At 72.3% G+C, this 25653-nt stretch carries 20 protein-coding genes; 7 read left to right on the top strand and 13 right to left on the bottom strand.

Features of this window, described 5'->3' with window-relative positions; translation table 11 throughout:
• Window positions 1-192: 192 nt before the first annotated feature.
• From ABZ928_RS31735 to ABZ928_RS31725, 3 genes are all read right to left on the bottom strand, one after another.
• The gene (locus ABZ928_RS31735; protein WP_361526438.1) at window positions 193-657 is read right to left on the bottom strand and encodes a helix-turn-helix transcriptional regulator; all 465 of its coding nucleotides are present in this window, start codon (window positions 655-657) and stop codon (window positions 193-195) included.
• A 214-nt stretch (window positions 658-871) separates the two neighbouring features.
• Window positions 872-1312 carry a DUF3017 domain-containing protein gene (locus tag ABZ928_RS31730; protein WP_361526711.1) on the bottom strand — a complete coding sequence of 147 codons (441 nt, stop codon included), beginning with the start codon at window positions 1310-1312 and terminating at the stop codon, window positions 872-874.
• A gap of 31 nt (window positions 1313-1343) precedes the next feature.
• Window positions 1344-2198 carry a bifunctional methylenetetrahydrofolate dehydrogenase/methenyltetrahydrofolate cyclohydrolase gene (locus tag ABZ928_RS31725; protein ID WP_361526436.1) on the bottom strand — a complete coding sequence of 285 codons (855 nt, stop codon included), beginning with the start codon at window positions 2196-2198 and terminating at the stop codon, window positions 1344-1346.
• Between the two features lie 247 nt (window positions 2199-2445).
• Between ABZ928_RS31725 and ABZ928_RS31720 the strand changes: the two genes are divergently transcribed.
• The 5 genes from ABZ928_RS31720 to ABZ928_RS31700 all read left to right on the top strand — a co-directional run bounded on the left by ABZ928_RS31720 (window position 2446) and on the right by ABZ928_RS31700 (window position 8065).
• Window positions 2446-3096: a hypothetical protein gene (locus ABZ928_RS31720; RefSeq protein ID WP_361526433.1), complete on the top strand. Its 651-nt coding sequence runs from the start codon at window positions 2446-2448 to the stop codon at window positions 3094-3096.
• 146 nt (window positions 3097-3242) lie between these two features.
• On the top strand, window positions 3243-3989 hold the full coding sequence (locus ABZ928_RS31715; RefSeq protein WP_361526430.1) for an FHA domain-containing protein: 747 nt from the start codon (window positions 3243-3245) through the stop codon (window positions 3987-3989).
• Window positions 3986-5479, top strand: coding sequence for a serine/threonine-protein kinase (locus tag ABZ928_RS31710; protein ID WP_361526427.1), 1494 nt, complete (start codon window positions 3986-3988; stop codon window positions 5477-5479). The genes ABZ928_RS31715 and ABZ928_RS31710 overlap by 4 nt, the downstream gene beginning before the upstream one ends.
• A 90-nt stretch (window positions 5480-5569) precedes the next feature.
• Window positions 5570-6055 (top strand): hypothetical protein, encoded by a 486-nt coding sequence (locus ABZ928_RS31705; RefSeq protein ID WP_361526424.1) that lies wholly within the window; start codon window positions 5570-5572, stop codon window positions 6053-6055.
• A gap of 135 nt (window positions 6056-6190) precedes the next feature.
• Window positions 6191-8065 carry a serine/threonine-protein kinase gene (locus ABZ928_RS31700; protein WP_361526421.1) on the top strand — a complete coding sequence of 625 codons (1875 nt, stop codon included), beginning with the start codon at window positions 6191-6193 and terminating at the stop codon, window positions 8063-8065.
• Between the two features lie 39 nt (window positions 8066-8104).
• Here the strand turns inward: ABZ928_RS31700 and ABZ928_RS31695 are convergent, their stop codons facing one another.
• From ABZ928_RS31695 to purN, 3 genes are all read right to left on the bottom strand, one after another.
• Window positions 8105-8842 carry an AAA family ATPase gene (locus ABZ928_RS31695; RefSeq protein ID WP_361526418.1) on the bottom strand — a complete coding sequence of 246 codons (738 nt, stop codon included), beginning with the start codon at window positions 8840-8842 and terminating at the stop codon, window positions 8105-8107.
• Window positions 8843-8927: 85 nt separating this feature from the next.
• Complete coding sequence (purH, locus tag ABZ928_RS31690; RefSeq protein ID WP_361526415.1) at window positions 8928-10493, bottom strand: bifunctional phosphoribosylaminoimidazolecarboxamide formyltransferase/IMP cyclohydrolase; 1566 nt, start codon at window positions 10491-10493, stop codon at window positions 8928-8930.
• Window positions 10490-11137: a phosphoribosylglycinamide formyltransferase gene (purN, locus tag ABZ928_RS31685; RefSeq protein WP_361526413.1), complete on the bottom strand. Its 648-nt coding sequence runs from the start codon at window positions 11135-11137 to the stop codon at window positions 10490-10492. Before purN ends, purH begins: the two co-directional genes overlap by 4 nt.
• Before the next feature lie 294 nt (window positions 11138-11431).
• Between purN and ABZ928_RS31680 the strand changes: the two genes are divergently transcribed.
• The gene (locus tag ABZ928_RS31680; RefSeq protein ID WP_361526410.1) at window positions 11432-12217 is read left to right on the top strand and encodes a hypothetical protein; all 786 of its coding nucleotides are present in this window, start codon (window positions 11432-11434) and stop codon (window positions 12215-12217) included.
• A 3-nt stretch (window positions 12218-12220) separates the two neighbouring features.
• Here ABZ928_RS31680 and ABZ928_RS31675 read toward each other — a convergent pair whose 3' ends face one another.
• Window positions 12221-14638, bottom strand: coding sequence for a DUF6350 family protein (locus tag ABZ928_RS31675; RefSeq protein WP_361526407.1), 2418 nt, complete (start codon window positions 14636-14638; stop codon window positions 12221-12223).
• A 96-nt stretch (window positions 14639-14734) separates the two neighbouring features.
• Between ABZ928_RS31675 and ABZ928_RS31670 the strand changes: the two genes are divergently transcribed.
• Window positions 14735-15847: a helix-turn-helix domain-containing protein gene (locus tag ABZ928_RS31670; protein ID WP_361526404.1), complete on the top strand. Its 1113-nt coding sequence runs from the start codon at window positions 14735-14737 to the stop codon at window positions 15845-15847.
• 189 nt (window positions 15848-16036) lie between these two features.
• Here the strand turns inward: ABZ928_RS31670 and sucD are convergent, their stop codons facing one another.
• The 6 genes from sucD to ABZ928_RS31640 all read right to left on the bottom strand — a co-directional run bounded on the left by sucD (window position 16037) and on the right by ABZ928_RS31640 (window position 25492).
• On the bottom strand, window positions 16037-16921 hold the full coding sequence (gene sucD, locus ABZ928_RS31665; protein ID WP_030930211.1) for a succinate--CoA ligase subunit alpha: 885 nt from the start codon (window positions 16919-16921) through the stop codon (window positions 16037-16039).
• Window positions 16922-16939: 18 nt separating this feature from the next.
• Window positions 16940-18118: an ADP-forming succinate--CoA ligase subunit beta gene (sucC, locus tag ABZ928_RS31660; RefSeq protein ID WP_164423563.1), complete on the bottom strand. Its 1179-nt coding sequence runs from the start codon at window positions 18116-18118 to the stop codon at window positions 16940-16942.
• A gap of 476 nt (window positions 18119-18594) precedes the next feature.
• Window positions 18595-20103 (bottom strand): hypothetical protein, encoded by a 1509-nt coding sequence (locus tag ABZ928_RS31655; protein WP_361526401.1) that lies wholly within the window; start codon window positions 20101-20103, stop codon window positions 18595-18597.
• A gap of 257 nt (window positions 20104-20360) precedes the next feature.
• On the bottom strand, window positions 20361-21230 hold the full coding sequence (locus ABZ928_RS31650; RefSeq protein WP_361526398.1) for a hypothetical protein: 870 nt from the start codon (window positions 21228-21230) through the stop codon (window positions 20361-20363).
• A 259-nt stretch (window positions 21231-21489) separates the two neighbouring features.
• Window positions 21490-22659 (bottom strand): VWA domain-containing protein, encoded by a 1170-nt coding sequence (locus ABZ928_RS31645; protein WP_361526395.1) that lies wholly within the window; start codon window positions 22657-22659, stop codon window positions 21490-21492.
• A gap of 187 nt (window positions 22660-22846) precedes the next feature.
• The gene (locus tag ABZ928_RS31640; RefSeq protein ID WP_361526708.1) at window positions 22847-25492 is read right to left on the bottom strand and encodes a DUF5682 family protein; all 2646 of its coding nucleotides are present in this window, start codon (window positions 25490-25492) and stop codon (window positions 22847-22849) included.
• Window positions 25493-25653: the final 161 nt, after the last annotated feature.

The raw sequence follows: 25653 nt of genomic DNA, 5'->3' as shown, positions 1-25653 counted from the left end.
GGCTGTGGGCATGCACCGTTGCACGCCCAGCATGCCCAGGTCCAGTCCTCCAGCGACGGGACGTCCCGGACCGTCCCGATTGGCCACGCTAACTCGGTTGTTGAACGACTTCGTTGCAAATACGCAAACTTGTCAACACATCGACACACAGGGCGCACACATGTCGCAACACCCGTCACTCCCGTACGAAGCTCACCCGAACACCACGACTCCGACAGCCGCGAGCACGAGCAGCAGGAGCAACAGCAGTCCCGCGTACCGGAGCAGCCGGCCGCTGTCCCGGGTCTGCTGCGGTGGCTGCGGCGGCTCCTCCCACCACGGGAGCGTCGGGTCGTCCTCGTACTCCTCCGCGCCGGCCGGCGGCGCCGGGACGGTCACCGGGCGGGGCCAGGCCTGGACGGCGAGCTCCCAGCGGACCCGGACGCGTTCGATGTCGGTCTCGGCGAGCCCGGCGATCCCGCACAGCGCGACCACGGCCTGCCGGGGCGGCGGCTGGCCGGCGTTGAGATAGCGGTGCCAGGACGACTTGCTGTACGCGGTGCGCGCACCCAGCGAGGCCAGGCTGAGGTTGGTGCGGTCCTTGATCCGCCGCAACTGCTCCACGAAGTGCCGCACCTCCGGCGGCAGATCGTCCGGCAGCGGTTGCCAGGCGCCCATCGCTCACCTCCACGCTGTCGGACGACACGGGGCGGGTGATCGGTTCCGCTTGTGGCAGGGACCGGACACCGTAGCGGAACGGTCACTTCCGTGCCACAGCGCTCTGACAGCCGTTGAACAGGCCGTTCACCGTGCAAGAAGGTGGACGCAGACGGCGGCCCGTCCTTACTCGGGGGAGAGGACGGGCCGCCGTTGACGTACGTACGCGTTGTGCCTAGCCGTCGATCGTGAAGTGCAGGGTGTCCTTGAGGAACGGCAGCACCAGCCAGGGGCTCGGCTGGGCCATCAGCGCCAGCAGGACGATCACGGAGCCGAGCACGCCGTAGGTGAGGATGTCGGTGAAGCGGGAGCGGACCGCGAGCATGCCGACGTCCCGGACCAGCCAGCGCAGTACGCCGCCGGCGAGCAGCGCGGCGCCGATCAGCAGACAGCCGACGCGGAAGTTGTCGAGGGCGGTGACCAGCAGGCCGATCGCGACCGTGGCCAGGACGGCGAGGATCGGCCACTGCCGGGCGGGCGCCGGGGCGTCGCCGGGAGCGGCGCGGCCGCCGCCCTCGGGGCGTGCGGTGTCCCTCGTGAACAGCGGGAAGCGGCGGGTGGCGCGGCGCGGCTTCCCCTCGGCGTCGGGCGCGCTGATCGCGTCCCGCACCTCCATGTCGTCGTTCCCGGAGGCCTCCGGACGCGCGTCAGCCGGCACTGCGCTCCGCCGCCTCGACCACGTTGACCAGCAGCTGGGCCCGGGTCATCGGTCCGACACCGCCCGGGTTCGGGGAGATGAAGCCGGCCACCTCGGCGACCCCGGGGTGGACATCGCCGACGATCTTGCCCTCGGCGCTGCGCGAGACACCGACGTCGAGGACGGCGGCGCCCGGCTTCACGTCCTCGGGGCGGATGAGGTGGGCGGAACCGGCGGCGGCGACGATGATGTCGGCGCGCTTGAGGTGGGCCGACAGATCGCGGGTGCCGGTGTGGCACTGGGTCACGGTCGCGTTCTCGCTGCGCCGGGTCAGCAGCAGCGGCATCGGGCGGCCGATGGTGACACCGCGTCCGACGACCACGACCTCGGCGCCCTTGATCTCCACGCCGTAGCGGCGCAGGAGGGTGAGGACGCCGTTGGGGGTGCAGGGCAGCGGGGCGGGCTCGTTGAGGACCAGACGGCCGAGGTTCATCGGGTGGAGGCCGTCCGCGTCCTTGTCCGGGTCCATCAGCTCCAGGATGCGGTTCTCGTCGATGCCCTTGGGGAGCGGCAGCTGGACGATGTAACCGGTGCACGCGGGGTCCTCGTTGAGCTCCCGCACCACCGCCTCGATCTCCTCCTGCGTCGCCGTCTCCGGCAGTTCGCGCTGGATGGAGGCGATGCCGACCTCGGCGCAGTCGCGGTGCTTGCCGGCGACGTACTTCTGGCTGCCGGGGTCGCTCCCGACGAGGATCGTGCCGAGGCCGGGCGTGACGCCCTTCTCCTTCAGCGCCGCCACGCGGGCGGTCAGATCGGACTTGATCGCGGCTGCGGTGGCCTTGCCATCGAGAATCTGGGCGGTCATGTCCCCATCCTCGCGGATGACGGGGCCCCGGTTCCAATCCGGGTCCCCCGGCGCCCCTCATGATCAGCGATGTTGCACTTGCACAACACATATGAATTGCGGCTGGACAACGAACCGGCCACTGAAGAACGATTGACGCCACAGTGCCGCGGGCTGTACCGGGGGGACGAACCGCATCTGTTGAACCTTCCTCCGAACCGTGCCGCTCGTCGTCCCCGCACATTCGGTAAACGGAGGAAACCCCGCCATGAGTTTCGGCGATCCGAACAATCCTTACGGGCCCCCGCCCCAGCAGCAGCCGCCCGCTCCCGGCTACGGCTACCCCCAGCAGCCCCCCGCGCCCGGCATCCCCCCGCAGCAGGGCTACCCCGGTTACCCGCCGCAGCCGGCGTACCCCGGCTACCCGGGTGTCAACATGGTGCCGCAGTCGATGCCGGGCCTGCTGGTGACGGCCCGCGTCTTCCTCTACATCATCTCGGCCGTGCAGATCCTGGCCGGTCTCGTCTACCTGTACATCGCTGCGTTCGTGAACGACGTGTCGGACGCGGCGGACTCCTACAGCTCCTCCTCCGACGACCCGTTCGACGGGATCGGCGACATCGGGGACGCCGCGGCCGGTCTCATCGCGGGCATCGGCATCTTCGCGCTCGCGCTGGCGGCCCTCTCCATCACGCTGGGCGTCAAGTTCGGCCGGGGCGGCCAGGGTGTCCGCATCACCACGGTCATCTACGGCGCGCTCGGCACGATCGTCGGCCTGATCTTCCTCTTCGTCGGCCTCGACACGGGCATGGCCTCCGCGATCATCTTCCCGCTGCTGTGGGTCGTGTTCGGCGCCATCATCACCGCCGCTCCGGTGGTGTCCAGCGGCACGGCGTGGTTCGCGCGACCGCGCTACTGAACCGTTCCCGAACACCTCGTTCGCGACTGAACAGTTCGCGCCAATCCTGATCCAAGGGCCGTGTCTCACCCGTACGAGGGGAGACACGGCCCTGGTGCGTCGCCCTACTCTGAACCGGGTAGCCGTCAGGCACGGGGAGACGCACCTTGTACAGCATCATCGTGGTACCTCCGCCGACCACGGAGGACGAGCAGCACCGCACCCAGATCAGGCTCGCCCCCGGCGAGCGCCTCACCTTCGGACGCTCCGACCGGGAGAACGACCTGCGGATCGCCCATGACGGGGTGTCCCGCAGAGCCGGTGAGATCACCGCGCAGGGAGCCTTCTGGATCCTCAGCAACCTGAGCAGGGACCAGACGTACGTCGTCGAGAACCCGGAAGGGGCCGGCGAGCACATCAAGGTGGGGCCGGGGCGCCTCGACGCGCCCGTGCCCTTCGAGTTCTCGCGGATCGTGCTGCCCGCGGCCGGTGATCTGCTGCCGGTCGAGGTGTGGGCGCCGCGCCACGACTATCTGGACGGGGAGAGCGCCCGGGACGGCGACACCACCGCCGCCGCCTTCGCCCTCGACCCCTCCAAGCGGTACTTCGCGGTCCTGGCCGCCCTGTGCGAACCCCGGCTGCGCGGCGAGCCGCACGCCCCGCTGCCCACCGTCGACCAGGTGGTGGACCGGCTGAGCCCCAACTGGCCCGCCGCGTCCCGCACTTCGGTGCAGTGGAACATCGACTACCTCGCCGTGAAGCTGCGCCTCAAGCCCGGCCCCGACGAGGCGGACCCCGGCCCGCGCCTCAACGGCAAGAAGGAGTCGCTGGTCTCCCTGGCACTCCGCTTCGACCTCGTACGCGAGGACGACCTGGTCGTCCTGACGGCACCCTCCGGACGGGCGACCGGATGACCGAGCCGTACGCCGTCCCGGTGCCCCGCGGCTACCGGGTCGGCGTCTGGGAGGTGCGCGACCCCCTCGCCACGGGCGCCTTCGGCAGCGTCTACGCGGCCCGCCGCACCACCGACGGCACCCCGCGCACCGCCGCCCTGAAGTTCCTGCCCACCGGCACCGGAACACCCCGGCAGCTGGCACACCTGCGGGAACTCGTCGAGCGCGAGGTCGAGTTGTACCGCAGACTGAAGCGACCGCGGCTGATCCGCATGTACGAGACCGTGGTGGTCGACGACCCCGGGCACCCGGAGCTGGACGGCGCCACCGTCCTCGTACTGGAGAAGGCGGAGGGCTCCCTGCACGGCGTACGGCCCGCGGAACCCGGGCCGCTGCTCGCCCAGATCTGCGAGGGGCTGGCCCAGCTGCATCAGGCGGGGTGGGTGCACGGGGACCTGAAACCGGCCAATGTGCTGCTGATGAAGGACGGTTCGGCGCGGCTGGCCGACTTCAACATGGCGGCGGAGCTGGAGGGCACGCACGCGTACACGCCCGCCTTCTCCACGCCCGACTACACGCCGCCCGAGCTGCTGTGGGCGGAGATCGGCGAACGGGGCCGCCGGATCCGCCCGTCGGCGGACGTCTGGGCCTTCGGCGTCCTCGCCCATCTGCTGCTCACCGACTCCTTCCCGCTGCCCGGCGGCACCCCGACGGCCCGCCGGGACGCGGCCGCCGCGTACGCCCGGGGCACCGACGAGCTGCGGCTCTCGCCCGAACTGCCGGACGCCTGGCGGGAGATCGTGCGGGAGTGCCTGGCCCGTACGCACGCCGAGCGGATCGGCACGCGGGCGCTGCTGCGGCGGGTCGAGGCGGTGGCGGGCACGGGCCGCTCGCCCCGGCTGCGACGGCGCCGGCCTCGTCGTACAACGTCCGTGTTGGTGGCCGCTGTCGCCCTCGCCGCGGTAGGACTCGGCGTCTGGGCGGGGCGGGGTGATTCCGGCGACGCCAAGGACACCGCCGCCGCCTATGGGGCCGCCGAACTCCGTACCGACCGGGGCGTCCCCGTGGCCTACCGGCGGCTCATCGTCGACTCGGCGCACGACTGCCGGCAGCCGGAGGTGTCACCGGCGTTGCTCGCCGCGATGCTCAAGGCGGAGAGCGACTTCGACCCGGATCTGTCGGATCCCGCCAAGAACGAGTACGGCATCGCCCGGTGGACCCCGAGCGTGCTGCGCTGGTGGATCCGGGCGGACGGTGCGCCGGCGACGGCGACGCCCGCGCCGCCGCTCACCCCTTCCCAGTCGATCCCGGCGGTGAGCCGCTATCTCTGCTTCATCGAACCGCGGTTGAAGAACTCGCTGCCCGGTGACCGCCGGGTGCTGCTGGCGGCCTCGTACCGGACCTCGTACAAGAAGGTGAACGCCGCGGGCGGCGTTCCCCCGAACCAGCGCGCCTACGCCGCCCGCGTCGCTCACTGGCTCAAGGAGTACACCCCGCCCGGCGAGCAGTGACCCTGAGAGTTCTGAGGTACCCGCCCGCCGCGCCCCCTGGAACGGTGATCCCCGCAAGCACCGACCACGTTCATTCATGGGGGAACCAGCATGAACATCGTCAAGCCGGCCGCACTGCTCGTCGCGGCCACCGCCCTGCTCGCCGGCTCCACGGTCGCCGCCACCGCGGCCACCGCGCCCGACAGCCCGGACGGCACCCGGGTCACCAGCCTCCAGCAGACCGCCGACGAGGTGCTCGGCAAGGACCAGAAGGCCCCGCTGTCCGTCTCCGCCGACAAGGTCGCCTACGACGGCCTCAGCGTCACCAAGGCCCCCAAGGGCGACCTCGGCGCCCAGGACCTGGCCTGCGACTACGGCCACCTGTGCATGATCGTCAAGGGCACCAAGTTCGACTTCTACAAGTGCCAGACGTGGACCGTCTCCAACTGGACCGGCGACGGCCCCTTCACCAACAACCAGACGACCGGCACGGTCGCCCGGTTCTACAACAAGGACGGCAGCGAGCGCTGGTCCTCGACGGCGTACCAGGCCGGTACGGCGACCTGGGACCCGATCTACTCGCTGCGCCCCTGCTGAGCGGGAGCGGGTAGGCGTGCGGGGCCCGTCACGCACGGGCCCCGCACGGCTGTACGGAACGCCCCGGCACGCTAGCCTCGGTCCAACTCGCGTGACACACGCGCATGTTGAGGCAGAACAGCACCCGGGGGACTCATGACGGACCAGCGGCACCCCACGCCGCCGTACCGCACCGCGCTCACGGAGGCGGGCGCCGACCCGCTCCAGCCGGCCGACCCCGCGCGGATCGGGCCGTACGTTCCGCTCGGGCGGCTCGGCAGCGGCGGGATGGGGCGGGTCTATCTGGCGCGCCCCGCCGACACCGGCGCTCCGGGGCTCGCCGCGGTGAAGGTGATCCGGCCCGAGTACGCCGAGGACCCGGAGTTCCGGCGGCGCTTCGAGCGGGAGGCCGCCGTGCACGGGCGGGTCAGCACCCCGCACGCCCCGCGGCTGCTCGGCACCGGGTTCGAGCACGAACTGCTGTGGATGGCCACGGAGTACGTCCCCGGCGTCAACCTCGCCGACGCGGTACGCCAGGGCGGCCGCCTCGAACCGGCGGGCGTCTGGCGCCTGGTGGCGGAGCTCGGTCAGGCTCTCGCGGCCCTGGCCACCGCCGGGGTCGTCCACCGCGACCTCAAGCCCTCCAACGTCCTCCTCTCCACGCAGGGTGTGCACGTCATCGACTTCGGCATCTCGCGGGCCGTCGACAGCAGCGCGATCACCGGCACGGGGAGCCGGGTCGGCACGCCGGCCTTCATGTCCCCCGAGTACCTGCGCGAGGGCCGCAGCGACGGCGCCTCCGACGTCTTCTCCCTCGCCGGAACCCTCATCTACGCCGCCACCGGCCACGCCCCGTTCGGCGACGGAACCGGCGTCGACGTCATGCACCGCGTCGCCTTCGAGGAACCGAGAGCGGAGGTGATGTCCGAACTGGCCGCGGCGGACCCGGCATTGGCCGACCTCCTGACCGCCTGCCTCAGCAAGGACCCCACCGCACGCCCTACCCCGGACCGGCTGACCGAAGCGGCGGCGACCGCACACGAGCACGTCCCCCCGACCTGGCACGAGGCCCTGTCCTTCCGCCTCCTCGCCCGCCAGGACGCCAGCACCCTGCTGGCCCAGGCCGTGCCGCCGGAGACGGTACGGCTCCGGGCGCCGGTGGAGGGGGGTGTGGGGGCCGCGGGGGCGGGCGGGGCATTTGGGGCAGTTGGGGCAGTTGGGGGCGCCGGAGCAGCTCGGAGCGCCGACGCGGGGCAGGGCGGCGGGTTCGGGCAGGTCGGCGCGTACCCCACGCCCTCCACCCCGCCCGGCCAATTCGGCACCGCCGCCACCACCCCGCGCCCCTACTCCCCCGGCGAGCACCCCGCTCCCCGCACCCGCAAGAAGCCCTACCTCGTCCTCGCCGCCGGTGCGGCCGTGGTCGCCGTCGCTGCGGGGGCCTTCTTCCTCACCCGGCCGTCTCACAGCGAAGCGGCCTCGGCCTCCCCCGGGGTCTCCAGCAGCGCCGCCTCCTCCGATGCCGGGAAGCCGGCGTCCGTCTCGCCCGGCACGTCGCCCGAGCCCTCCGCGAGCGAGTCGGAGGCGAAGGCCGATGGCAAGGCGAAGGCGAAGGCGACCGACGGGGCGACGGGCGGTGCGGAGGGGGACGAGGGCGGCGCCGGTGGTCGTACGCCCTCCGCGACGGCCACCCGTGGGGGCGGTGGCGGCGGAGGTACGAGCACCACTCCCGCACCCGCACCCACCGCCACCGTCACCGAGACCGCGTCCGCGCCCGCCACCCCCGCCTGGATCTCCGACTGCACCTACTACTCCGGCACCGAACTCACCACCTACGGCGACAAGGGCCAACGTGTCGTCCAGGTCCAGTGCATGCTCACCAAACGCGGCTACAGCGTCGGCGACGCGGGCGTGGACGGTCAGTTCGGCAAGGACACGCTGGCCGCGGTGAAGCAGTTCCAGACCGCGAAGGGGCTGGAGGTCGACGGGGAGGTGGGGCCCAAGACGTGGGCGGCGCTGCGGAGTTCCAGCTAAGGAATTCCAGCTAGGGAGTTCCAGCTGGCCGTCGCCCCCTCAGGCCCCGCCGCCGACTATGTGGCGCAGATACACCGACGGGTCCTTCATATAGCGCCGCCAGTGGTCCACCAGCTCCAGCTCCCCCCACTCCACCGGCCGCATCCCGTGCTCCCCGACCTCGATGATCTCGGCGCCGGGCAGGGCGGTGAGCAGGGGTGAGTGGGTGGCGCAGATGATCTGGGCGCCGGTGCGGGAGAGGTCGTCGAGGACGCCGACGAGTTCGAGGCAGGAGGCGAAGGAGAGGGCGGACTCCGGCTCGTCGAGGACGTACAGGCCGGGTTCGTGGAAGCGTTCGCGGAACGCCATCAGGAAGCCCTCGCCGTGGCTCATCTCGTCCGCGACACCGCTGAGGCGGCCCGTGCGGCGCTCCCGGCCCAGCGCGTCGAGCGCGGTCTCGGCCCGCAGGAAGAAGCCCCGGCGACGGGTGTGGGGCCCCTGGAGCATCCGGCGCCCGGACGTGGTCGCCTCGAAGCGCATCCGGGTGCCGAGCACCGACCGCTCGCGCGGACCGGCGTAGCGGTACCCCGCCGATCCGCCCCAGGAGTCGAGGCCGAACGCCTCCGCGAGCGCCTCGACGAGCGTCGACTTCCCCGAGCCGTTCTCCCCGACCAGGAAGGTGACCGGCGCGGTGAACCGCAGCCCGCCGTCGAGGAGCTGCCGCACGCACGGCACCGACCAGGGCCAGTCCCCGTCGGCTGCCTCTGCGGCATGGGCGTACGCGCGTTCCACGATCATGTGAGAAAGGCTCTCACCCGGCACTGACAACGGCCGGGTGAGAGCCTCCTGGGACTCGGTGGAGAAAGCGTCGCTCAAGCGACACTCAGTGGAAGAAGTGCCGCGTCCCCGTGAAGTACATCGTCACGCCCGCCTTCTTCGCGGCCTCGACGACCAGCTCGTCACGGACCGAACCGCCCGGCTGCACGACCGCCTTCACACCGGCCTCGACGAGGATCTCCAGCCCGTCCGGGAAGGGGAAGAACGCGTCGGAGGCGGCGTACGCCCCCTGCGCGCGCTCGGCGCCCGCCCGCTCCACGGCCAGCTTCGCCGAGTCGACCCGGTTGACCTGACCCATGCCGACGCCGACCGAGGCACCGTCCTTGGCGAGGAGGATCGCATTGGACTTCACCGCGCGGCAGGCCTTCCAGGCGAAGGACAGCTCGGCGAGCTCGGCGGCGCCGAGCGCCTCGCCCGTCGCCAGGGTCCAGTTCGCCGGGTCGTCGCCGTCGGCCTGGAGGCGGTCGGTCACCTGGAGCAGCGCGCCGCCGTCGACGAGCTTGAGCTCGACGGGGTTGGCGGGCGCGGCCGGGGCCTTGAGCACGCGGATGTTCTTCTTCTTGGCGAGGGCCTCCAGGGCCCCCTCCTCGTAGTCGGGGGCGACGATGACCTCGGTGAAGATCTCGGCGACCTGCTCGGCCATCTCCTTGCTGACCGGGCGGTTGACGGCGATGACGCCGCCGAACGCCGACAGCGGGTCACACGCGTGTGCCTTGCGGTGCGCCTCGGCGACATCCGCGCCGACCGCGATACCGCACGGGTTGGCGTGCTTGATGATCGCGACGGCCGGCTCGTCGTGGTCGTACGCGGCACGGCGGGCGGCGTCCGTGTCCGTGTAGTTGTTGTACGACATCTCCTTGCCGTGCAGCTGCTCGGCCTCGGCGAGGCCGCCGCCATTGCCGTCGACGTAGAGCGCGGCCGGCTGGTGCGGGTTCTCGCCGTAGCGGAGGGTGTTCTTGCGCTCCCAGGTGGCGCCCAGGAAGTCGGGGAACTGCGACTCGTCCACGGGCGCGTAGGAGGACGCGAACCAGGAGGCGACCGCCACGTCGTACGACGCCGTGTGCTGGAAGGCCTCGGCCGCGAGCCGCTTGCGGGTGGCGAGGTCGAAGCCGCCGTCCTGGACGGCGCTCAGGACATCGGCGTACCGCGCGGGGCTGGTGACGACGGCCACGGACGGGTGGTTCTTGGCGGCGGCGCGCACCATGGACGGGCCGCCGATGTCGATCTGCTCGACGCACTCGTCGGGGGACGCCCCGGAGGCGACGGTCTCGCGGAACGGGTACAGGTTGACGACGACCAGGTCGAACGGCTCGACGCCCAGCTCGGCCAGCTGCCGCTGGTGGTCCTCCAGGCGCAGGTCGGCGAGGATGCCGGCGTGCACGCGCGGGTGCAGCGTCTTGACGCGGCCGTCCAGGCACTCGGGGAAGCCGGTGAGCTCCTCGACCTTGGTGACGGGGACGCCGGCGGCGGCGATGCGCCCGGCGGTCGACCCGGTGGAGACGAGTTCGACACCGGCCTCGTGCAGGCCGCGCGCGAGGTCTTCCAGACCGGTCTTGTCGTAGACGCTGACGAGCGCCCGTCGGATGGCCCGCTTGTTGCTCTCGGCGGTCACTGGATAACTACCTTTCGTCCCTCAATGCGATAGCCGTTGCGGACGAGCCGCCCCACGACCTCGACGAGCAGCTTTCGCTCGACTTCCTTGATGCGCTCGTGCAGAGCGGCACCCTCGTCCTCGTGATCCTCGTCCCGGACCTCCACCACGCCCTGAGCGATGATCGGTCCGGTGTCGACGCCGTCGTCGACGAAGTGGACGGTGCAGCCCGTGACCCGGGCGCCGTACGCGAGCGCGTCACGGACGCCGTGGGCGCCGGGAAAACTGGGCAGCAGCGCGGGGTGGGTGTTCACGAACCGCCCGCCGTAGCGGGCGAGGAACTCCTTGCCCACGATCTTCATGAACCCGGCGGAGACCACCAGGTCGGGCTCGTACGCGGCGACGGCCTCGGTGAGCGCGGTGTCCCACTCCTCGCGGGTGCCGTAGTCCTTGACCTTCCGCACGAAGGTGGGAATCCCGGCGCGCTCGGCCCGGGCGAGCCCCTCGATGCCCTCGCGGTCGGCTCCCACGGCCACGATCTCGGCCCCGTAGGCCTCCGGCCCGTCCTGGGCGATGGTGTCGAGGAGCGCCTGGAGGTTGGTGCCGGATCCGGAGACCAGCACGACGAGGCGCTTGGCCGGCTCGGCCACGGGCTTGGCGGCCACGGTGGGGCCCTTTCTCGGGGAACGTTTCCGTACGGTCGGCCCTGCGCACGCACGCTATGTACGTTCGTACGAATGCTTCGCGCCCCGGGATACGGGGAAGTCTACGAAGCGGCCGAACGCCAGCAACGATACCGGCACACCGGGCGGCCCCCACGGGACGGGGGCGTGGCCGGAAGGTAGCGTCTGGGAGGGCCCGACTCGGGAACGTGGCCGTCGTGCGGTGCGTTTCCGAAGTGGAAAGCTCACATCAGCCAGCCGTATCAGCCGTATCACCTAGGGGAAGACGCTCACTTGATGCCGGACCGCAGCCTGCGACTCCTCACGCTCCCCCCGCATCCGGTGCAGGGACATCCTGTGCGGGGAGGGGAGCGCCGCGGCGTGCTGCTGCGGGAGCGCCCCGCCTCACCGCCCGAGGCCCCCTCGGACGACTCCGGCGGCACGCGCGAGGAGGACAACCCCTTCGCCCCGCCGCCGGAGGGCACCCCCGACCGCCCGTGGCAGCCGCGCCGCCCGGCGTCCGGTGACTCCGAGGCTTCCGACGGCGACGACAACTCCCGCTCCCCGTGGGGCAGCCAGTGGAGCGACCGCCAGCCGGGCCGCTCCGGCGGCGGCTTCGGCGACCGCCCCGGCACCGGCCCCGAGGGCCAGGGCGGTCCCGGCGGCACCGGCCCCGGCATGCGCTGGGACCCGACCGACCCGGCCCAACGCCGCGCCCGCTACTCCCTCCTGAGCGGCATGTGGGCCTTCTTCTTCGCCCTCTTCAGCTGGCCGTACGTAGCCCTGCTCCTGGGCGCGCTCTCCTTGTACTGGGGCATCAGCGCCCTCCGGTCGAAGACCCGCACCCCGGACCCCGACACCCCGGCGACCCCGAACACACCCGGCCGCCCCCAAACCACGGCGGCCATCAGCGGCCTGGTCACCGCCTCCCTCGCCATCGCCCTGGTCGCGGCGACCTTCACCGCGCAGCTCGTCTACAGCGACTACTACACCTGCACGAACGACGCCCTCACCAACGCGGCCAAGCAGTCCTGCACGGACCTTCTGCCGAAGGAACTGCGGGGGGTGCTGGGCACGGGCTGACAATCACCGCCCGTCCGACGGCTCCTCCGGCCCCGACGCCTCCTTCAACGCCGCCCAGCGGGCCTCGCGGGAGGCGTCGTCGTGCCAGGGGGCCTGGGGATGGGGGTCGGCGGGAAGGAAGTCGTAGGGCTCGAAGGCGAGGTCGTCGCCGCCGATGTCGTACGACGTGGAGGGCGCCGGGTCGTACGGATCGGCACCCTTGCGACGAGAGAAGAACGAGCGGCGCGACGAGGTCCCCGGGGCCGGGGCCTCCGGGACCGACAAGGCATCCGCCCCCGAGTCCCCACGCCGCCTCCGCCGACCGAACCGCCCTCCAGCTGAGGGCTCCGCTGCCTGGGCGGCACTCTTTCCACGCGAGAACCACCCGCCCGACCGGCCGCCGGACCGGCCGTCGGACTGGCCACTCCGCGACTGGGGATCCCCCTGCGGAACGGCACCAACACGACCCGCTGCCCCAACCGTCCCTGACTCCCACACCTCCGCCGGACCACCGGCCCCGGCACCCTGCGCCTCCACCGCTGCATCGCTCGCCCCGGCCCCACGCGCCCCGGCCGCCGGACCGCCGATCCCGGGCCCGTGTGACCTCATCCCCGGATCACCCGTCCCGGACCCATGAGCCTCCGCCGCTGCACCGCCCGCCCCGGACCCACGCGCCCCCGCCGCACTGCCATCGCTCCCCGGCGCCCACGTCTGCGCCCCGCCACCCCCAGGCTCAGACGCCTCCGCACGCAGTGAATCCTGCGCAACCGCCCACGCCCCCTTCCCAGCCGCACCGCCCGCCGACTCCCCCATCCCCACGCCGACCGCACCGGCCCCGAATCCACCTACCCCGGCCCCACCGCCCCGCACCGTGAGCCGCTCCACCGGCGCGTCACCCCCCTTCGGCTTCCGCACGCGCCGTTCCCGGCACCGCCACGCCCGCAGCCCGAGTGCCGTAGGGATCGCCACCGCCGCGGTCCAGGCCAGTGCCGCCGCTCCGGTGAGCCACCAGACCGGGCCGAACCAGGCGAGGGCGGCGACTCCGAGCGGCCCGCCGGCGAGGGCGGCGAGGACGGCGAGGGTGAGCGCGCACAGGGCGGCCGCGAGTCCGGTCGTACCGGCCGTACGACCGCGGGACCAGGACGTGGCGAGCTCGGGCCGGGAACGGGCGCCCGTGTGGACGCCGTCGGTTGCTGGAGCAGGTCCGCCCGCCGTTCTCACCGGCACGCCGAGACGCCCGCCCGGCACCCCGACGCCCCTGCCCGTACCGGCCACGGACGCCCCGTCAGCTCCGGCCCCCACACCCGCGCTTCCGCCCCGCGACCCAGCCAGAACCCCGCTACCCGTGTCCGCCGCAAGGCCCCTGCCGCCCTTGCCCGTTCCCCTGCCCCCCGCCTCAACTCCCGCACCCCGCCCCACGAAGCACCCCACCGTCACCCCGGCCACCACCGGCACCCCGACGGCCGCCCAGTTCATCCACATACCCGTCCCCGCCTCCGGCACCGCCGTCAGCAGCGGAAACGGCGGGAGGAGCGGGGCGGGAGCCGAGGACAGGGGGCCCACCACGTGGCCCGCGCCCAGGAGGAAGCCCGGTCCCAGTGCGTACGACGCCGACCAGACCGCCGCGTTCGGCACGAGCGCCACGCACAGCAGCAGTACCGCGAACCGGCCCGACCATCCCTCCGTCAGCTGGAGGAAGGAGAGCCGGGCCGCGCCGCCGTGCCACACCAGGGACGCCGCGAGGAGCAGCGCGCCGCCGCCCACGAGCACCGCCGTCCCCGCCCCCGCCGCCCGTACCGCCGTGCCGAGGCGGCGGTGGGCGTCCGGGCCGAGGAGGAGGCGCCGCACCCCGGCCGGCAGCAGGAGCAGCGCGCTGTCGACCGGCTCGCGCGGACGGCCGTACGCCGTCCAGACCCCCGCGCCCGCCGCCACCGTCACCACCACCGGAACGCACACGCCCGTCCACACCCACGACGGCCGCAGCTCACCGCCCGCCGCATACAGCGCGGCCCCCGCGCCGACCGCGAGATAGCCGACGACGACCCCCACGAACGCCGTCCACCCGGACGCCTCCAGCGAGTCGTCCACCGCGTCCCGCGCCGCCCGGTGCACCAGCCAGGACGGCAGGACGAGGAGGAGCAGCGGGGTGACCCCCACCGGCGCCGGTACCCCGGACAGCGTGTCGGCGCGGACCAGTTCCGCCCCGTGCGCCAGCAGCCACAGCCCGGCCGCGACATGCAGCGCCCCGCCCGGCCCGCTGTCCGGATACGGCGAGCTGATCCACAGCACCATCACCAGCACCGCGAGCGACCCGAGCCCGAGCCCCGCCGCGAGCACCCCGCCCGCGAGGCTCGCGGCCAGTCCGGGCGAACGGTCGCGCATCCGGGCGAGCAGGGACGACGGGGACGCTCGGCGAACGGTCATCTGGATCACGCCCGCCATGCTCCCAACGACACGCGCTTTCCCGTCGTAACAGGCGAACTTCCGAAGTGTCGCTCAATATACGACTATGTTCTTTTTCGTACGAAGGGGCGCCCTGTGACACAGAGCCCTGCCATCCCGCTCCCCCCACCCAAGGAACGCCGACGCCTGCGCGAGGCCGGGTCGTTGACGCAGGCTCAGGTCGCGGAACGGGTGGGCGTCTCCCGCGAGACGGTCCGCGCGTGGGAGTCCGGCCGCACGAACCCGCGCGGTCCGAAGCGGGAGGCGTACGCGAAATTGCTGGACACCCTGACGGCCGAGCCGGAACCGGAGCCGGGTCCCGAGCCCGAGCCGGTGGCTGAGCCCGATGTCGAGCTGACGGTCCCTCACGACGAGCCGGCCGCCGTTCCCGAACCCGAGGAACCGGCCGCCCCCCTGACCCCCGCTCAGGCCTTCGACGCGCTGTACGCCTTCTGCGCCCCGGCCCTCGTACGACAGGCCTACCTCCTCACCGGCCGCCGCGAACTCGCCCGCGAATCGGTGGAGCGCGCCTTCCAACTCGCCTGGCAGCGCTGGCCCGAGGTCGCCGTCGACCGCGACCCGGCGGGCTGGGTACGGGCCACGGCGTACGAGTACGCCCTCTCCCCCTGGCACCGCTTCCGCCCCCGCTACCGCCACCCCGAACCCCCGCCCGCCTCCGCCTCCGACCGCGCCCTCATGGACGTACTCCTTCGCCTGCCACCGCCGTATCGCCGCACACTCCTGCTGTACGACGGTGTAGGCCTCGATCTCCCGGAGACCGCGGCGGAGACGGAGGCGAGCACCCCGGCGACCGCCAACCGCCTGCTCCACGCGCGCGAGGCCGTCGCCACGCGGATGCCGGAACTGTCCGACCCCGCCGAACTGCACCGACGCCTCGCCGCACTCGCCTCCACGGAGCGGTTGCGCGCCGCGAAGCCGCCGACCGTACGGAACGGGGGTGAACGCCGGGCACGTTTCTGGACGCGGGCGGCGATCGCGTTCACGGTGGCGTTGATCGGGACGACGGCGTTGACGGTACGGACGGCTCCGACGCACTACGAGCCGCCGATCGCGCCCGGTGCGGAGATCCAGGGGGTGCCGGAGCGGGTGGCGCAGGGAGCCTTGTCGGAGGCGGAGGCGGCGTTGCGGGAGAAGCTGCGCGGCGGGATGGCGAGCGGTCCGGAAAGGTTGCTACCGCTGAGTCGTTGACTGCGGGCCGGTGGGGGCTGGTCGCGCAGTTCCCCGCGCCCCTAAAAGACCTCAGCCGGACCGGCTTTTGGGGGCGCGGGGAACTGCGCGACCAGCCACAACGCACCCGCACCCGACTCACGACGCACCGTGGGCCCGCCCCCCACCCAGGGGAACGGGCCCACGAACGCTCAGCTAAGAAACCGCTGCTCAACCGGCGAGGATCTCGCGCGCCAGCTTCGCCGTCTCGGTCGGGGTCTTGCCGACCTTGACACCCGCGGCCTCAAGGGCCTCCTTCTTCGCGGCGGCCGTGCCGGAGGAACCGGAGACGATGGCACCGGCGTGGCCCATCGTCTTGCCCTCGGGAGCCGTGAAGCCCGCGACGTAACCGACGACCGGCTTGGTCACGTTCTCCTTGATGAACGCGGCCGCGCGCTCCTCGGCGTCGCCACCGATCTCACCGATCATGACGATCAGGTCGGTGTCGGGGTCGGCCTCGAACGCGGCGAGGGCGTCGATGTGGGTCGTACCGATGACCGGGTCGCCACCGATGCCGACGGCCGACGAGAAGCCGATGTCACGGAGCTCGTACATCATCTGGTACGTCAGCGTGCCGGACTTCGAGACCAGGCCGATGCGGCCCGGCTTGGTGATGTCGCCCGGGATGATGCCGGCGTTGGACTGACCCGGGGTGATGAGACCGGGGCAGTTCGGGCCGATGATCCGGGTCTTGTTGCCCTGGCTGACCGCGTAGGCGTAGAAGGCGGCGGAGTCGTGGACCGCGATGCCCTCGGTGATGACGACCGCGAGGGGGATCTCGGCGTCGATCGCCTCGACGACGGCCGCCTTGGCGAAGGCCGGCGGTACGAAGAGGACGGATACGTTCGCGCCCGTCTTCTCGATCGCCTCGGCGACGGTGCCGAAGACCGGGATCTCCGTGCCGTCGACGTCAACGGTCGTGCCCGCCTTGCGCGGGTTCACGCCACCGACGATGTTCGTGCCGTCGGCGAGCATGAGCTTGGTGTGCTTCATGCCCGTGGAGCCGGTCATGCCCTGGACGATGACCTTGCTGTCCTTGTTGAGGAAGATAGCCATGGCTGTTGTCCTCGTCCCTTACTTCGCAGCCGCGAGCTCGGCGGCCTTGTCGGCCGCGCCGTCCATGGTGTCCACGCGCTGGACCAGCGGGTGGTTGGCGTCGGAGAGGATCTTGCGACCCAGCTCGGCGTTGTTGCCGTCCAGGCGGACGACGAGGGGCTTGGTGACTTCCTCGCCCTTGTCCGCGAGCAGCTGAAGCGCCTGGACGATGCCGTTGGCAACCTCGTCACAGGCGGTGATGCCACCGAAGACGTTGACGAAGACCGACTTGACGTCGGGGTCGCCGAGGATGATCTCCAGGCCGTTCGCCATGACGGCGGCGGAGGCGCCACCGCCGATGTCGAGGAAGTTGGCCGGCTTCACGCCGCCGTGGTTCTCACCGGCGTACGCGACGACGTCCAGCGTCGACATGACCAGACCGGCACCGTTACCGATGATGCCGACCTCGCCGTCGAGCTTGACGTAGTTGAGGTTCTTCTCCTTGGCGGCGGCCTCCAGCGGGTTCGCGGAGTCCTTGTCCTGGAGGGCCTCGTGCTCCGGCTGACGGAACTCGGCGTTCTCGTCGAGGGAGACCTTGCCGTCCAGGGCGATGACGTCACCGGAGGCGACCTTGGCCAGCGGGTTGACCTCGACCAGGAGGGCGTCCTCCTCGACGAAGGTCTTCCACAGGGTGACCAGGACGTTCGCGACCTTGTCGGCCACCTCGGCCGGGAACTTCGCGGCCTCGACGATCTGGCGGGCGACCTCGGGGGTCACACCGACGTTGGCGTCGATCGGCGTCTTGGCGACGGCCTCGGGGCGGGTCTCCGCCACCTCCTCGATCTCCATGCCGCCCTCGACGGACGCGATGGAGAGGAAGGTGCGGTTGGCACGGTCCAGGAGGAAGGAGACGTAGTACTCCTCCACGATCTCCGGGGCCGTCTCGGCGATCATCACCTTGTGGACCGTGTGGCCCTTGATGTCCATACCGAGGATGTTGGTCGCGTGCTCGACCGCCTCGTCGGCGGTGGCGGCGAGCTTCACGCCACCGGCCTTGCCGCGGCCGCCGACCTTCACCTGGGCCTTGACGACGGACTTGCCACCGAGACGCTCGGTGGCTGCGCGGGCCGCCTCAGGCGTGTCGATGACTTCACCGGCCAGCACCGGTACATCGTGCTTGGCGAAGAGGTCCCTCGCCTGGTACTCGAACAGGTCCACGCGCTTCCGTCCCTATCAGTGATCTCGCGGTTCGTTGGATGCGTGGGCGTGCCGCGATGGGCAACGTGACGTCCGCCGTCTGTCACAAGGGGGGCGCACACGGTGTCCGAGCGCGCGGCATGTCCGTCTCGCAGGTTATCGCTGCTTGCAGGGGGCCCCTAAATCGAGGGTCACACCTGAGCGGTGATACCTGTCACATGATGCCGCCCTCACTGGCACGGCGTGCCGGATGTGAGGGACCGAGGGGACTGCGGGGGAGCCTTCAAGGGAGGGGCCTCACCGGGCTGGGGTTGACCCGGTGAGGCCCCCTGAGCAGCCCCTGAGGGGGCGCGGGGCGGCCGGTCCCCACCCCAATGGGGACCGCTCCACCCCGTCCGTGAGGCTTCGGTCGGACAAACCGACGGCTTTCGGCCGTCCGGGTCCTGCGCCCTCACGGAGTCGGGTGAGAGGGGAGTGAGACGGAGGTGAGATGCCGGTCAGGCGATATACGCGCCGCTGCCGCCGTACTGCCGCTGCGCGTAACCCGGCGTGATCGACTCGGCGACGCCCTGGACACCGGCGACGGCATGCCCGGCGAGCGGGCTGACCCCGTCGACCGCGTGCCCGACGACCGGTGCGACGCCCTGGACGACGGGCTGTACGTCACCGACGACGCCGTACGCGAAGGGCCCGACCTCGCCCGTGACGCCGTACGCGAGGTCACCGGCGCTGCCCGCGATCGGCTGGACCACATCGACGACCGGCTCGACGACACCGTCCACGAAGGGCTGGACCTCCCCCGTCACACCGTGGGCGAGACCGGCGGTGTGCCCGGTCACGCCGTACGCGAGCGGTGTAATGCCGCCCACGACGGTCCGGGCGTCCCCGACCACGCCGTACGCCAGCCCACCCGCGTCCCCGACGGCCTGCCCCGCGACCGGGACCACCCCGTGCACGGCGGTGTTCACGACGGGCGGCAGTACAGCGCCGGTGGCATCGGCGGCGACTTGTCCGACCAGGCCGGTGGCGTAGTCGGGTACGTCGGTGGCGACACCGTCCACGACGGGGTGCAGGTCGGCGACGGCACCGGTGGCGGCGGAGGCGACCCCGGCGACGGCATGCCCGGCGGTCGGGACGACACCGTCCACGACGTGCCCGGCGACCGGCAGCACGCCGTCGACGGCGGTGGTGGCGAGCGGGGGGACTGCGGCGGCGAGGGTTTCGTCGAGGAGGGGAGTGAGGGTGGCGGGGAGGGCGGTGACGGTGGCGAGAGCCTCCTCGCGCACTCCGCCGACGGTGCCGAGAGCCCGCTGCTGCACGCCGGCGGCCGTGCGGCCCGCGCCCGAGAGGGTCTGCTGCGCCTTCGTACGTACGACGCCGTCGACGCCCTGGGTCTGGGTGCGCGCTGCCGACTGCGCGCCCTGGAGCTTGGTCTGGGCACCGGCGAGGGCGCGCTCCAGCTCGGGGGCGAAGGCGGCGAGGGGCCCGAAGAGGTAGTCGACCTCGTCCTGCGGGGTGGTGGCATCGGAGACGGTGGCGCGGGCGGCGGTGACCGTCTCCTCGGCCGTGGCCTTGGCCTGCGCCTGTACGTGCGCCTGCGCGGCCCGGGCGGCCTTCGCGCCCTGGATGGCGGCGGCGCCCTTGATCTTCGAGGCCTTGGCGGTCTGCGGGACGGCGTCTACGGGAGCCGCCGCCTGTTGGGCGGTGCCGACGGTCTCGGAGACCGTCCCGGAGGGCGTCTTCGTGGCCGTGGAGGTGGCCCCGGCGGTGGTGTCCTCGACCGTCGATGACGCGGTCACGCCGGCGACCGTGTCGTCGACGCCGGAGACGACCCCGTCGATCGTGTCGACCGTGTCGGTCAGGGCGTCCGTGACGTCGGTCGTCGTGTCCGACACGGACAGCGAGGAGGCGGGCAGTTCATCGGCGCTGGCCACGCTGGAGCCGAGCGCCCACGCGCCGGTGACTCCGGCGGCTATGACGATGGAGCGGCGGATGTTCTTGTTCATGCGTACGTCAGATCCTTAGATCCTGGAGGTCCGAAGGCCCAGGGGAGCGCTCCGTGGAGACTCCGGGCTTCGGAGGGCTGGGGACATTCCGGTGCCGGTTCCGACCGCGATGCCCCGGGCGGGGTCCTGCGGTGCCGGTCACGGCTACGTCGGTTTCGTCGGATACATCCGGAGCACGAGAGAGGCGTCCGGACGGCGGGCAGACCTGTTCCGCCCCCGCGCGACAGGTCTACGGCGGAGGGGGCAGGGCGTCTGCCCTATGCCGGGGAAACCGGAATGTCCCGGTGCCTGTCCCGGGTGCCGAACGCGTCATCCCGCGCGGCGGCACCGGCCACGAGCCGCAACGGTGCCCGCTGGTTCAGGGACACGGCCTGCGCGTCCCCGTGCCGCGACGAACCACTGTCCGCCGACGGCCGATTGACCGGCGCCCCACCCGGGTCACCCCCGGGCACCTGCGGTACGGGCGCGTGCGCACCCTGCGCCGCGAAAGGCCCGCCGGCCCGCGTAGCCGTACCCGCCGTCGAGGAACCGCCGACGGACGGCGGACCGTAGAACTCGGCCACCGCGCCCTCACCGGAGCGCGTCCCGGAGTCGTCGCCCTCGGACGAGTCGGCCACGGGGGCTTCCGACTGAGGCGTCGCCGCGGCCGGCAGCGTCTGCGCCGGAGCCGAGGGCACACCGGGAAGAGCCGGAACGGTCGGAACCTCCGGCAGCCCCGGCAGCTCCGGAAGGCTCGGCTCCTCGGGAAGAGACGGAAGCGGAAGCGCCGGCAACTGCGCCTGCACCTCGCCCAGTTGCTCGGTCACCGTCTCCACCAGGTCACCGACGGGCCGCAGCACCTTGTCGTCGGCCGACGTGGGAACAACGGCGGAAACAGTGGAGACCGTGGAGATGCTCGCATCGACCGTCTCGCCCAGCGCGTCCAGGGGAAGGACGTCCGGTGCCACCGTCGACGTTAGGGACGTCCCCGCTGTCGGTACGTCCTCCGCCGCGCTCGCCTGTCCCCCGCAGAGGAACCCGAGCACGACCAACCCGCCCACCAGCAGCACCAGGTGCAGCGCACGCCGCCCGGCCGCCGTGCGCAGACTGCGCAGAGCGGCACCGGGCAGTGCGGCCGGCCAGGTCAAGGGGACGGGTCCTCCCGTACGGCGGAACGAATGACGCGTGACGAGCGATGAGTCGGCGCGACGCGGCAGGGACGAGCGGTGCGCGACGCACCGCTGACGAGGCACCGATACTCGCACGGCAGTGCGGAGGTTGCGCAAGCCCCCCGTGACCGATGCGACTCATGTCCGTTTTGCTGGCCGAATACGGATGTCACCGGGTCGACAAATCACCCCCGATTTCCCGCCCTTCACTCCACCGTGCACCTCTCCGATCGCCCCATCACGCCGTGTCCGGTATCGGGATCGGCCGCTTCTCGATCGCCGCCGCCATCACCTCCGGGAACAGATCGGGCGTACAGGCGAAGGCCGGTGCGCCCAGCGCGGCGAGCGCGGCCGCGTGCTCCCTGTCGTAGGCGGGCGCCCCCTCGTCGGACAGCGCGAGCAACGTCACGAACTGCACCCCCGACGCCTTCATCGCCGCCACCCGCTTCAGCATCTCGTTCCGGATCCCGCCCTCGTACAGGTCGCTGATCAGCACGACCACCGTCTCCGCGGGCCGGGTGATCTGCGACTGGCAGTACGCCAGCGCCCGGTTGATGTCCGTGCCGCCGCCGAGCTGGGTGCCGAAGAGGACGTCGACCGGATCGTCCAGCTGGTCGGTGAGGTCGACGACCGCGGTGTCGAAGACGACGAGCCGGGTGTTGATGGACCGCATGGAGGCGAGGACCGCCCCGAACACGGACGCGTAGACGACCGACGCCGCCATCGACCCCGACTGGTCGATGCAGAGGATGACCTCCTTCTTCACCGACTGCGATGCCCGCCCGTACCCGATGAGCCGCTCCGGCACGATCGTCCGGTACTCCGGCAGATAGTGCTTGAGGTTGGCCGCGATCGTGCGGTTCCAGTCGATGTCCTGATGCCGGGGCCGGCTGATACGCGCGCTGCGGTCGAGAGCACCGGTGAGCGTCGCCCGGGTACGCGTGGCGAGCCGCTTCTCCAGATCCTCGACGACCTTGCGCACGACGGCCCGTGCCGTCTCCTTCGTCGTCTCCGGCATCGCCTTGTTCAGCGAGAGCAACGTGCCGACGAGATGCACATCGGCCTCCACCGCCTCCAGCATCTCCGGCTCCAGGAGCAGCGTGGCGAGTCCGAGCCGGTCGATGGCGTCGCGCTGCATGACCTGCACCACGGAGGAGGGGAAGTACGTCCGGATGTCCCCGAGCCACCGCGCCACGGACGGCGCCGAGGCCCCCAGCCCCGCGGAACGCTCCCGCCCCGACTGCTGTCCCTGCCGTTCCCCCTTCCCGTACAGCGCGGCCAGCGCCCCGTCCATCGCCGCGTCCCGCCCACCGAGCGTGCACCCGGTACCGTCGGCCGCCTCACCCCCGAGAACGAGCCGCCACCGCCGCAACCGCTCCTGCGCGGGGTCCATGGCCTCGATGGTCATCCGCCCACCTCCGTGAGAGCGCGCACCCCTGCGGGACGGCCGGCCAGGGGCCGCGCCCAGAGCGGCATCACCCGCACGGCAGGCACCTGACGGTCCCCCGAACCGTCCCCGGCTCGCACCCCTCGCTCACCTCCGGCGGCGTCCGCAGCCTCGCTCCGCGCGTTGGGTCGGCTCAACAGATCGATCGTCATATCCCCACCCCCACAAGGTTGTTGTCACCCGAGCCCCGGCCACCACCACCGGTACCGCGGCCGTCCCTGATCCCGCCGGCGCCGTGCCCGTTTCCGCCGCTGCCGTCGCCGCCCATCCCCAGCAGCAGCCGCACTACCGGCAGCACGGCGTCCGCGCGTGCCGTGTCGAGGTCGGCTGCGAAGCCAGGTATTCCGGCGCGACCGGCCGCAGTTCCCGCCTTCTCCCCCGGCCCTCGCCGGACCAGTTCCCCGAGCGTCCGCCGCACCCCCGGCTCGTAGGCCGAGAACGTCCGCCGCAACAGCGGCAGCACATCCGTGAACGCCTCCGCCGACACCCCGGTCAACCAGGCGTCGACCAGCCCGAGCAACCGCTCGTCGTGCACGAGCAGCAGCCCGCCCCCGGCACCACCGCCGACAAACCCCTCGATCCACGCGGCCGCGTCCGCCGGCGGCGTCCCCACCGACAGCACGAGCCCCATCAACCGCGCGGCCTCGTCCTGCCCCAACTCCCCTTCATCCAGCAACAACCGCACGGCCCGCCCCCGAATGACCCCGGGCACGCTGTCCCGCGCCGACAGCACGCGGAGTACGGACCGCCAGCGCGGACGGAGGTCGCCGTGGGGAGAGGGGAGCGCGACGTGTACGGGGTTAGGCACGGGCGCACCGGACCGAGCCGACTCCGCCGACTCGGGGGCCACGCCCTGTGCGTGAGCCTCGGAACCTGGCACGGCGACGTCGGCAGAGTCCCCCCGTCCATCGCCGTCCAGAGCCGCGCCCGGCACCGCCTCTCCGCCCGGTGCCGCCCATCCCGCTGCCACCGCGTCCCCCAGCAGCCCCACCGCCCCGTGCACCGCGTCCAGATGCCGTCGCATCTCCTCCGCCGCGTCCGTGTCGAGGGCGGCGCAGGCCGGAGGGAGGCCGACGAAGACGCGTTCGGCGAGGCCCGCGGCGACCTCGGTGAGGGCGTGGGTGCCGGTGCTGCGGACGTCGCCGTAGCGCAGGGAGCGGACCAGGGCGGGCAGGGCTTGGGCGAGGTGGCCGACGTCGGCGTCGAGGGCAGCTCGGTCGGCGAGGACCCGCATCACCACGGGGAGGGCCTCCGGCAGTTCGGCCAGCAGGCAGCGCTCGGCGAGCGCGGTGACGTCGGCGAGGCTCTGCGCGGCGACGGCGTCCGCCTCGGCCTTGGCGGTCGCCGCGCCGAGCACCGTCGTACCCCACACCCCCGCCTCGGCGACCCGCACGGACAGCTCGGGCTCCCAGCGCAGCCGCCAACTCTCCCGGAACGTCCCCGTACTACCCCGCGACACCCCCGGCTCGCCCCACCCGACGCCCAGCAGCCGCAGCCGGTGCAGCAGCGTGCTGCGCGCCGCGTCGGTCTCCTTGCGCAGGTCGAGCTCCAACTCCCGTCCCAGCGCCTCCGGTTTGAGCCGCAGCCGACGCTGCGTCCGGTCGAGGTCCCGCTGCAACGGCACCGCCGGCGCCGCCTGCGGCACCTCCCCCAGTACGTCCCCCACGACCAACCGGTCGTGCACCAGCGACAGCGGTACGTCCGAGCCCTCGCACATCACCGCCCGCACGGCATCCGTCGTCTCGCTCAGCCCGGCCAGCGGGCGCCCGCGCATCGCCGCGAGCGTCTCCGCGAGCCGCACCGCCTCGATGACATGGGCCGAGGAGACGATCCGGTCCTCCTCCCGCAGCAGCCCCGCCACCTTGGTCAGCCACCGCTCGACGGGCCGGTCGGGCGCACCGAACAGATGCCCGTACCAACCCGGCGAGTCGATGCCCGCCCCATATCCACTGACCCGCGCCAGCCGCCGATACGTCCACGGCACCCACGTCATGTCCGCCTTGACCTTGGGCAGCCCCTTCAGCAGCGCCCGGTCGGCGGCAACAGCCGTCTTCCGCCGCAGCGCGGGCACGTGCCACGCCCCGCACACCACAGCCACCCCGCCGCCGAACTCCCGCTGCGCCGCCCGCACCTGGAGCCGCATATACGCCTCCCGCACGAGATCCCGCTCATGCCCCCCGCTCCCGTACTCCTCCCGCAGCGCCCCCATCGCCTCCTCCAGCGCGACAAACGGCGCGAACACGTCCCCACCACCGGCCCCCCGGTGCTCGACGACGTCCTCCCACCACCGCTCCGGGTCGTCATAACCGGCGGCTTCGGCAAGCACGGCGAGAGGATCGACCCGAACATCGGGCTTACCGGGAATTTCAGTCCCGTCAGTCCCGTCAATCCCGTTGCCCTGACCTGATTCTTCAGTCCCGTCAGTCCCGTCGACCCGACCTGAATCTTCAGTCCCGTCAGTCCCGTCGGCCGCCACGTCGCTCCCCCAAGCCAGCGAGTGCGTGGCCGGCAAGTCGATGAACCTGGCCGGGACTTCGTGCTCCAGGGCCCAGCGGATCGCCACCCACTCCGGGGAGAACTCGGCGAGCGGCCAGAACGCCGAGCGGCCCGGCTCGTCGACGGCGTGGGCGAGGAGCGCGACCGGCGGCCGCATGTCCTCCTCGGCGGCGAGCGGGATCAGCGCGTCGGCCTCGGGCGGCCCCTCGATCAGAACGACCCTCGGCCGAGCCGCGTCCAGCGCCGCCCGCACGGCCCGCGCCGAACCGGGCCCGTGATGCCGCACACCGAGCAACAGCGGCTCCCTGCCGACAGCGACCCCATCGGCAGGCACCCCAGCCGCCCCACTCACGTCCCCCACGGCCCCGCCCCTCTCACATCCCGTCACACCGTCCCCCTCCCCTCAGAAACCCCTGGCCCCCGACCGCCAACCACAGACCGCCGATCACCGACCGCCGC

It is taken from the genome of Streptomyces sp. NPDC046909 (assembly GCF_040644695.1).
Lineage (GTDB): Bacteria > Actinomycetota > Actinomycetes > Streptomycetales > Streptomycetaceae > Streptomyces.
Note: the sequence above shows the minus strand (reverse complement) of the source record. Positions and strands in the feature narration are given on the sequence as shown.

What these genes read in the sequence shown, in the direction of transcription:
- ABZ928_RS31735 (WP_361526438.1), bottom strand. Translation starts at nt 657, where the DNA reads ATGGGCGCCTGGCAACCGCTGCCGGACGATCTGCCGCCGGAGGTGCGG.
- ABZ928_RS31730 (WP_361526711.1), bottom strand. Translation starts at nt 1,312, where the DNA reads ATGGAGGTGCGGGACGCGATCAGCGCGCCCGACGCCGAGGGGAAGCCG.
- ABZ928_RS31725 (WP_361526436.1), bottom strand. Translation starts at nt 2,198, where the DNA reads ATGACCGCCCAGATTCTCGATGGCAAGGCCACCGCAGCCGCGATCAAG.
- ABZ928_RS31720 (WP_361526433.1), top strand. Translation starts at nt 2,446, where the DNA reads ATGAGTTTCGGCGATCCGAACAATCCTTACGGGCCCCCGCCCCAGCAG.
- ABZ928_RS31710 (WP_361526427.1), top strand. Translation starts at nt 3,986, where the DNA reads ATGACCGAGCCGTACGCCGTCCCGGTGCCCCGCGGCTACCGGGTCGGC.
- ABZ928_RS31705 (WP_361526424.1), top strand. Translation starts at nt 5,570, where the DNA reads ATGAACATCGTCAAGCCGGCCGCACTGCTCGTCGCGGCCACCGCCCTG.
- ABZ928_RS31700 (WP_361526421.1), top strand. Translation starts at nt 6,191, where the DNA reads ATGACGGACCAGCGGCACCCCACGCCGCCGTACCGCACCGCGCTCACG.
- ABZ928_RS31695 (WP_361526418.1), bottom strand. Translation starts at nt 8,842, where the DNA reads ATGATCGTGGAACGCGCGTACGCCCATGCCGCAGAGGCAGCCGACGGG.
- ABZ928_RS31680 (WP_361526410.1), top strand. Translation starts at nt 11,432, where the DNA reads ATGCCGGACCGCAGCCTGCGACTCCTCACGCTCCCCCCGCATCCGGTG.
- ABZ928_RS31675 (WP_361526407.1), bottom strand. Translation starts at nt 14,638, where the DNA reads ATGGCGGGCGTGATCCAGATGACCGTTCGCCGAGCGTCCCCGTCGTCC.
- sucD (WP_030930211.1), bottom strand. Translation starts at nt 16,921, where the DNA reads ATGGCTATCTTCCTCAACAAGGACAGCAAGGTCATCGTCCAGGGCATG.
- ABZ928_RS31655 (WP_361526401.1), bottom strand. Translation starts at nt 20,103, where the DNA reads ATGAACAAGAACATCCGCCGCTCCATCGTCATAGCCGCCGGAGTCACC.
- ABZ928_RS31645 (WP_361526395.1), bottom strand. Translation starts at nt 22,659, where the DNA reads ATGACCATCGAGGCCATGGACCCCGCGCAGGAGCGGTTGCGGCGGTGG.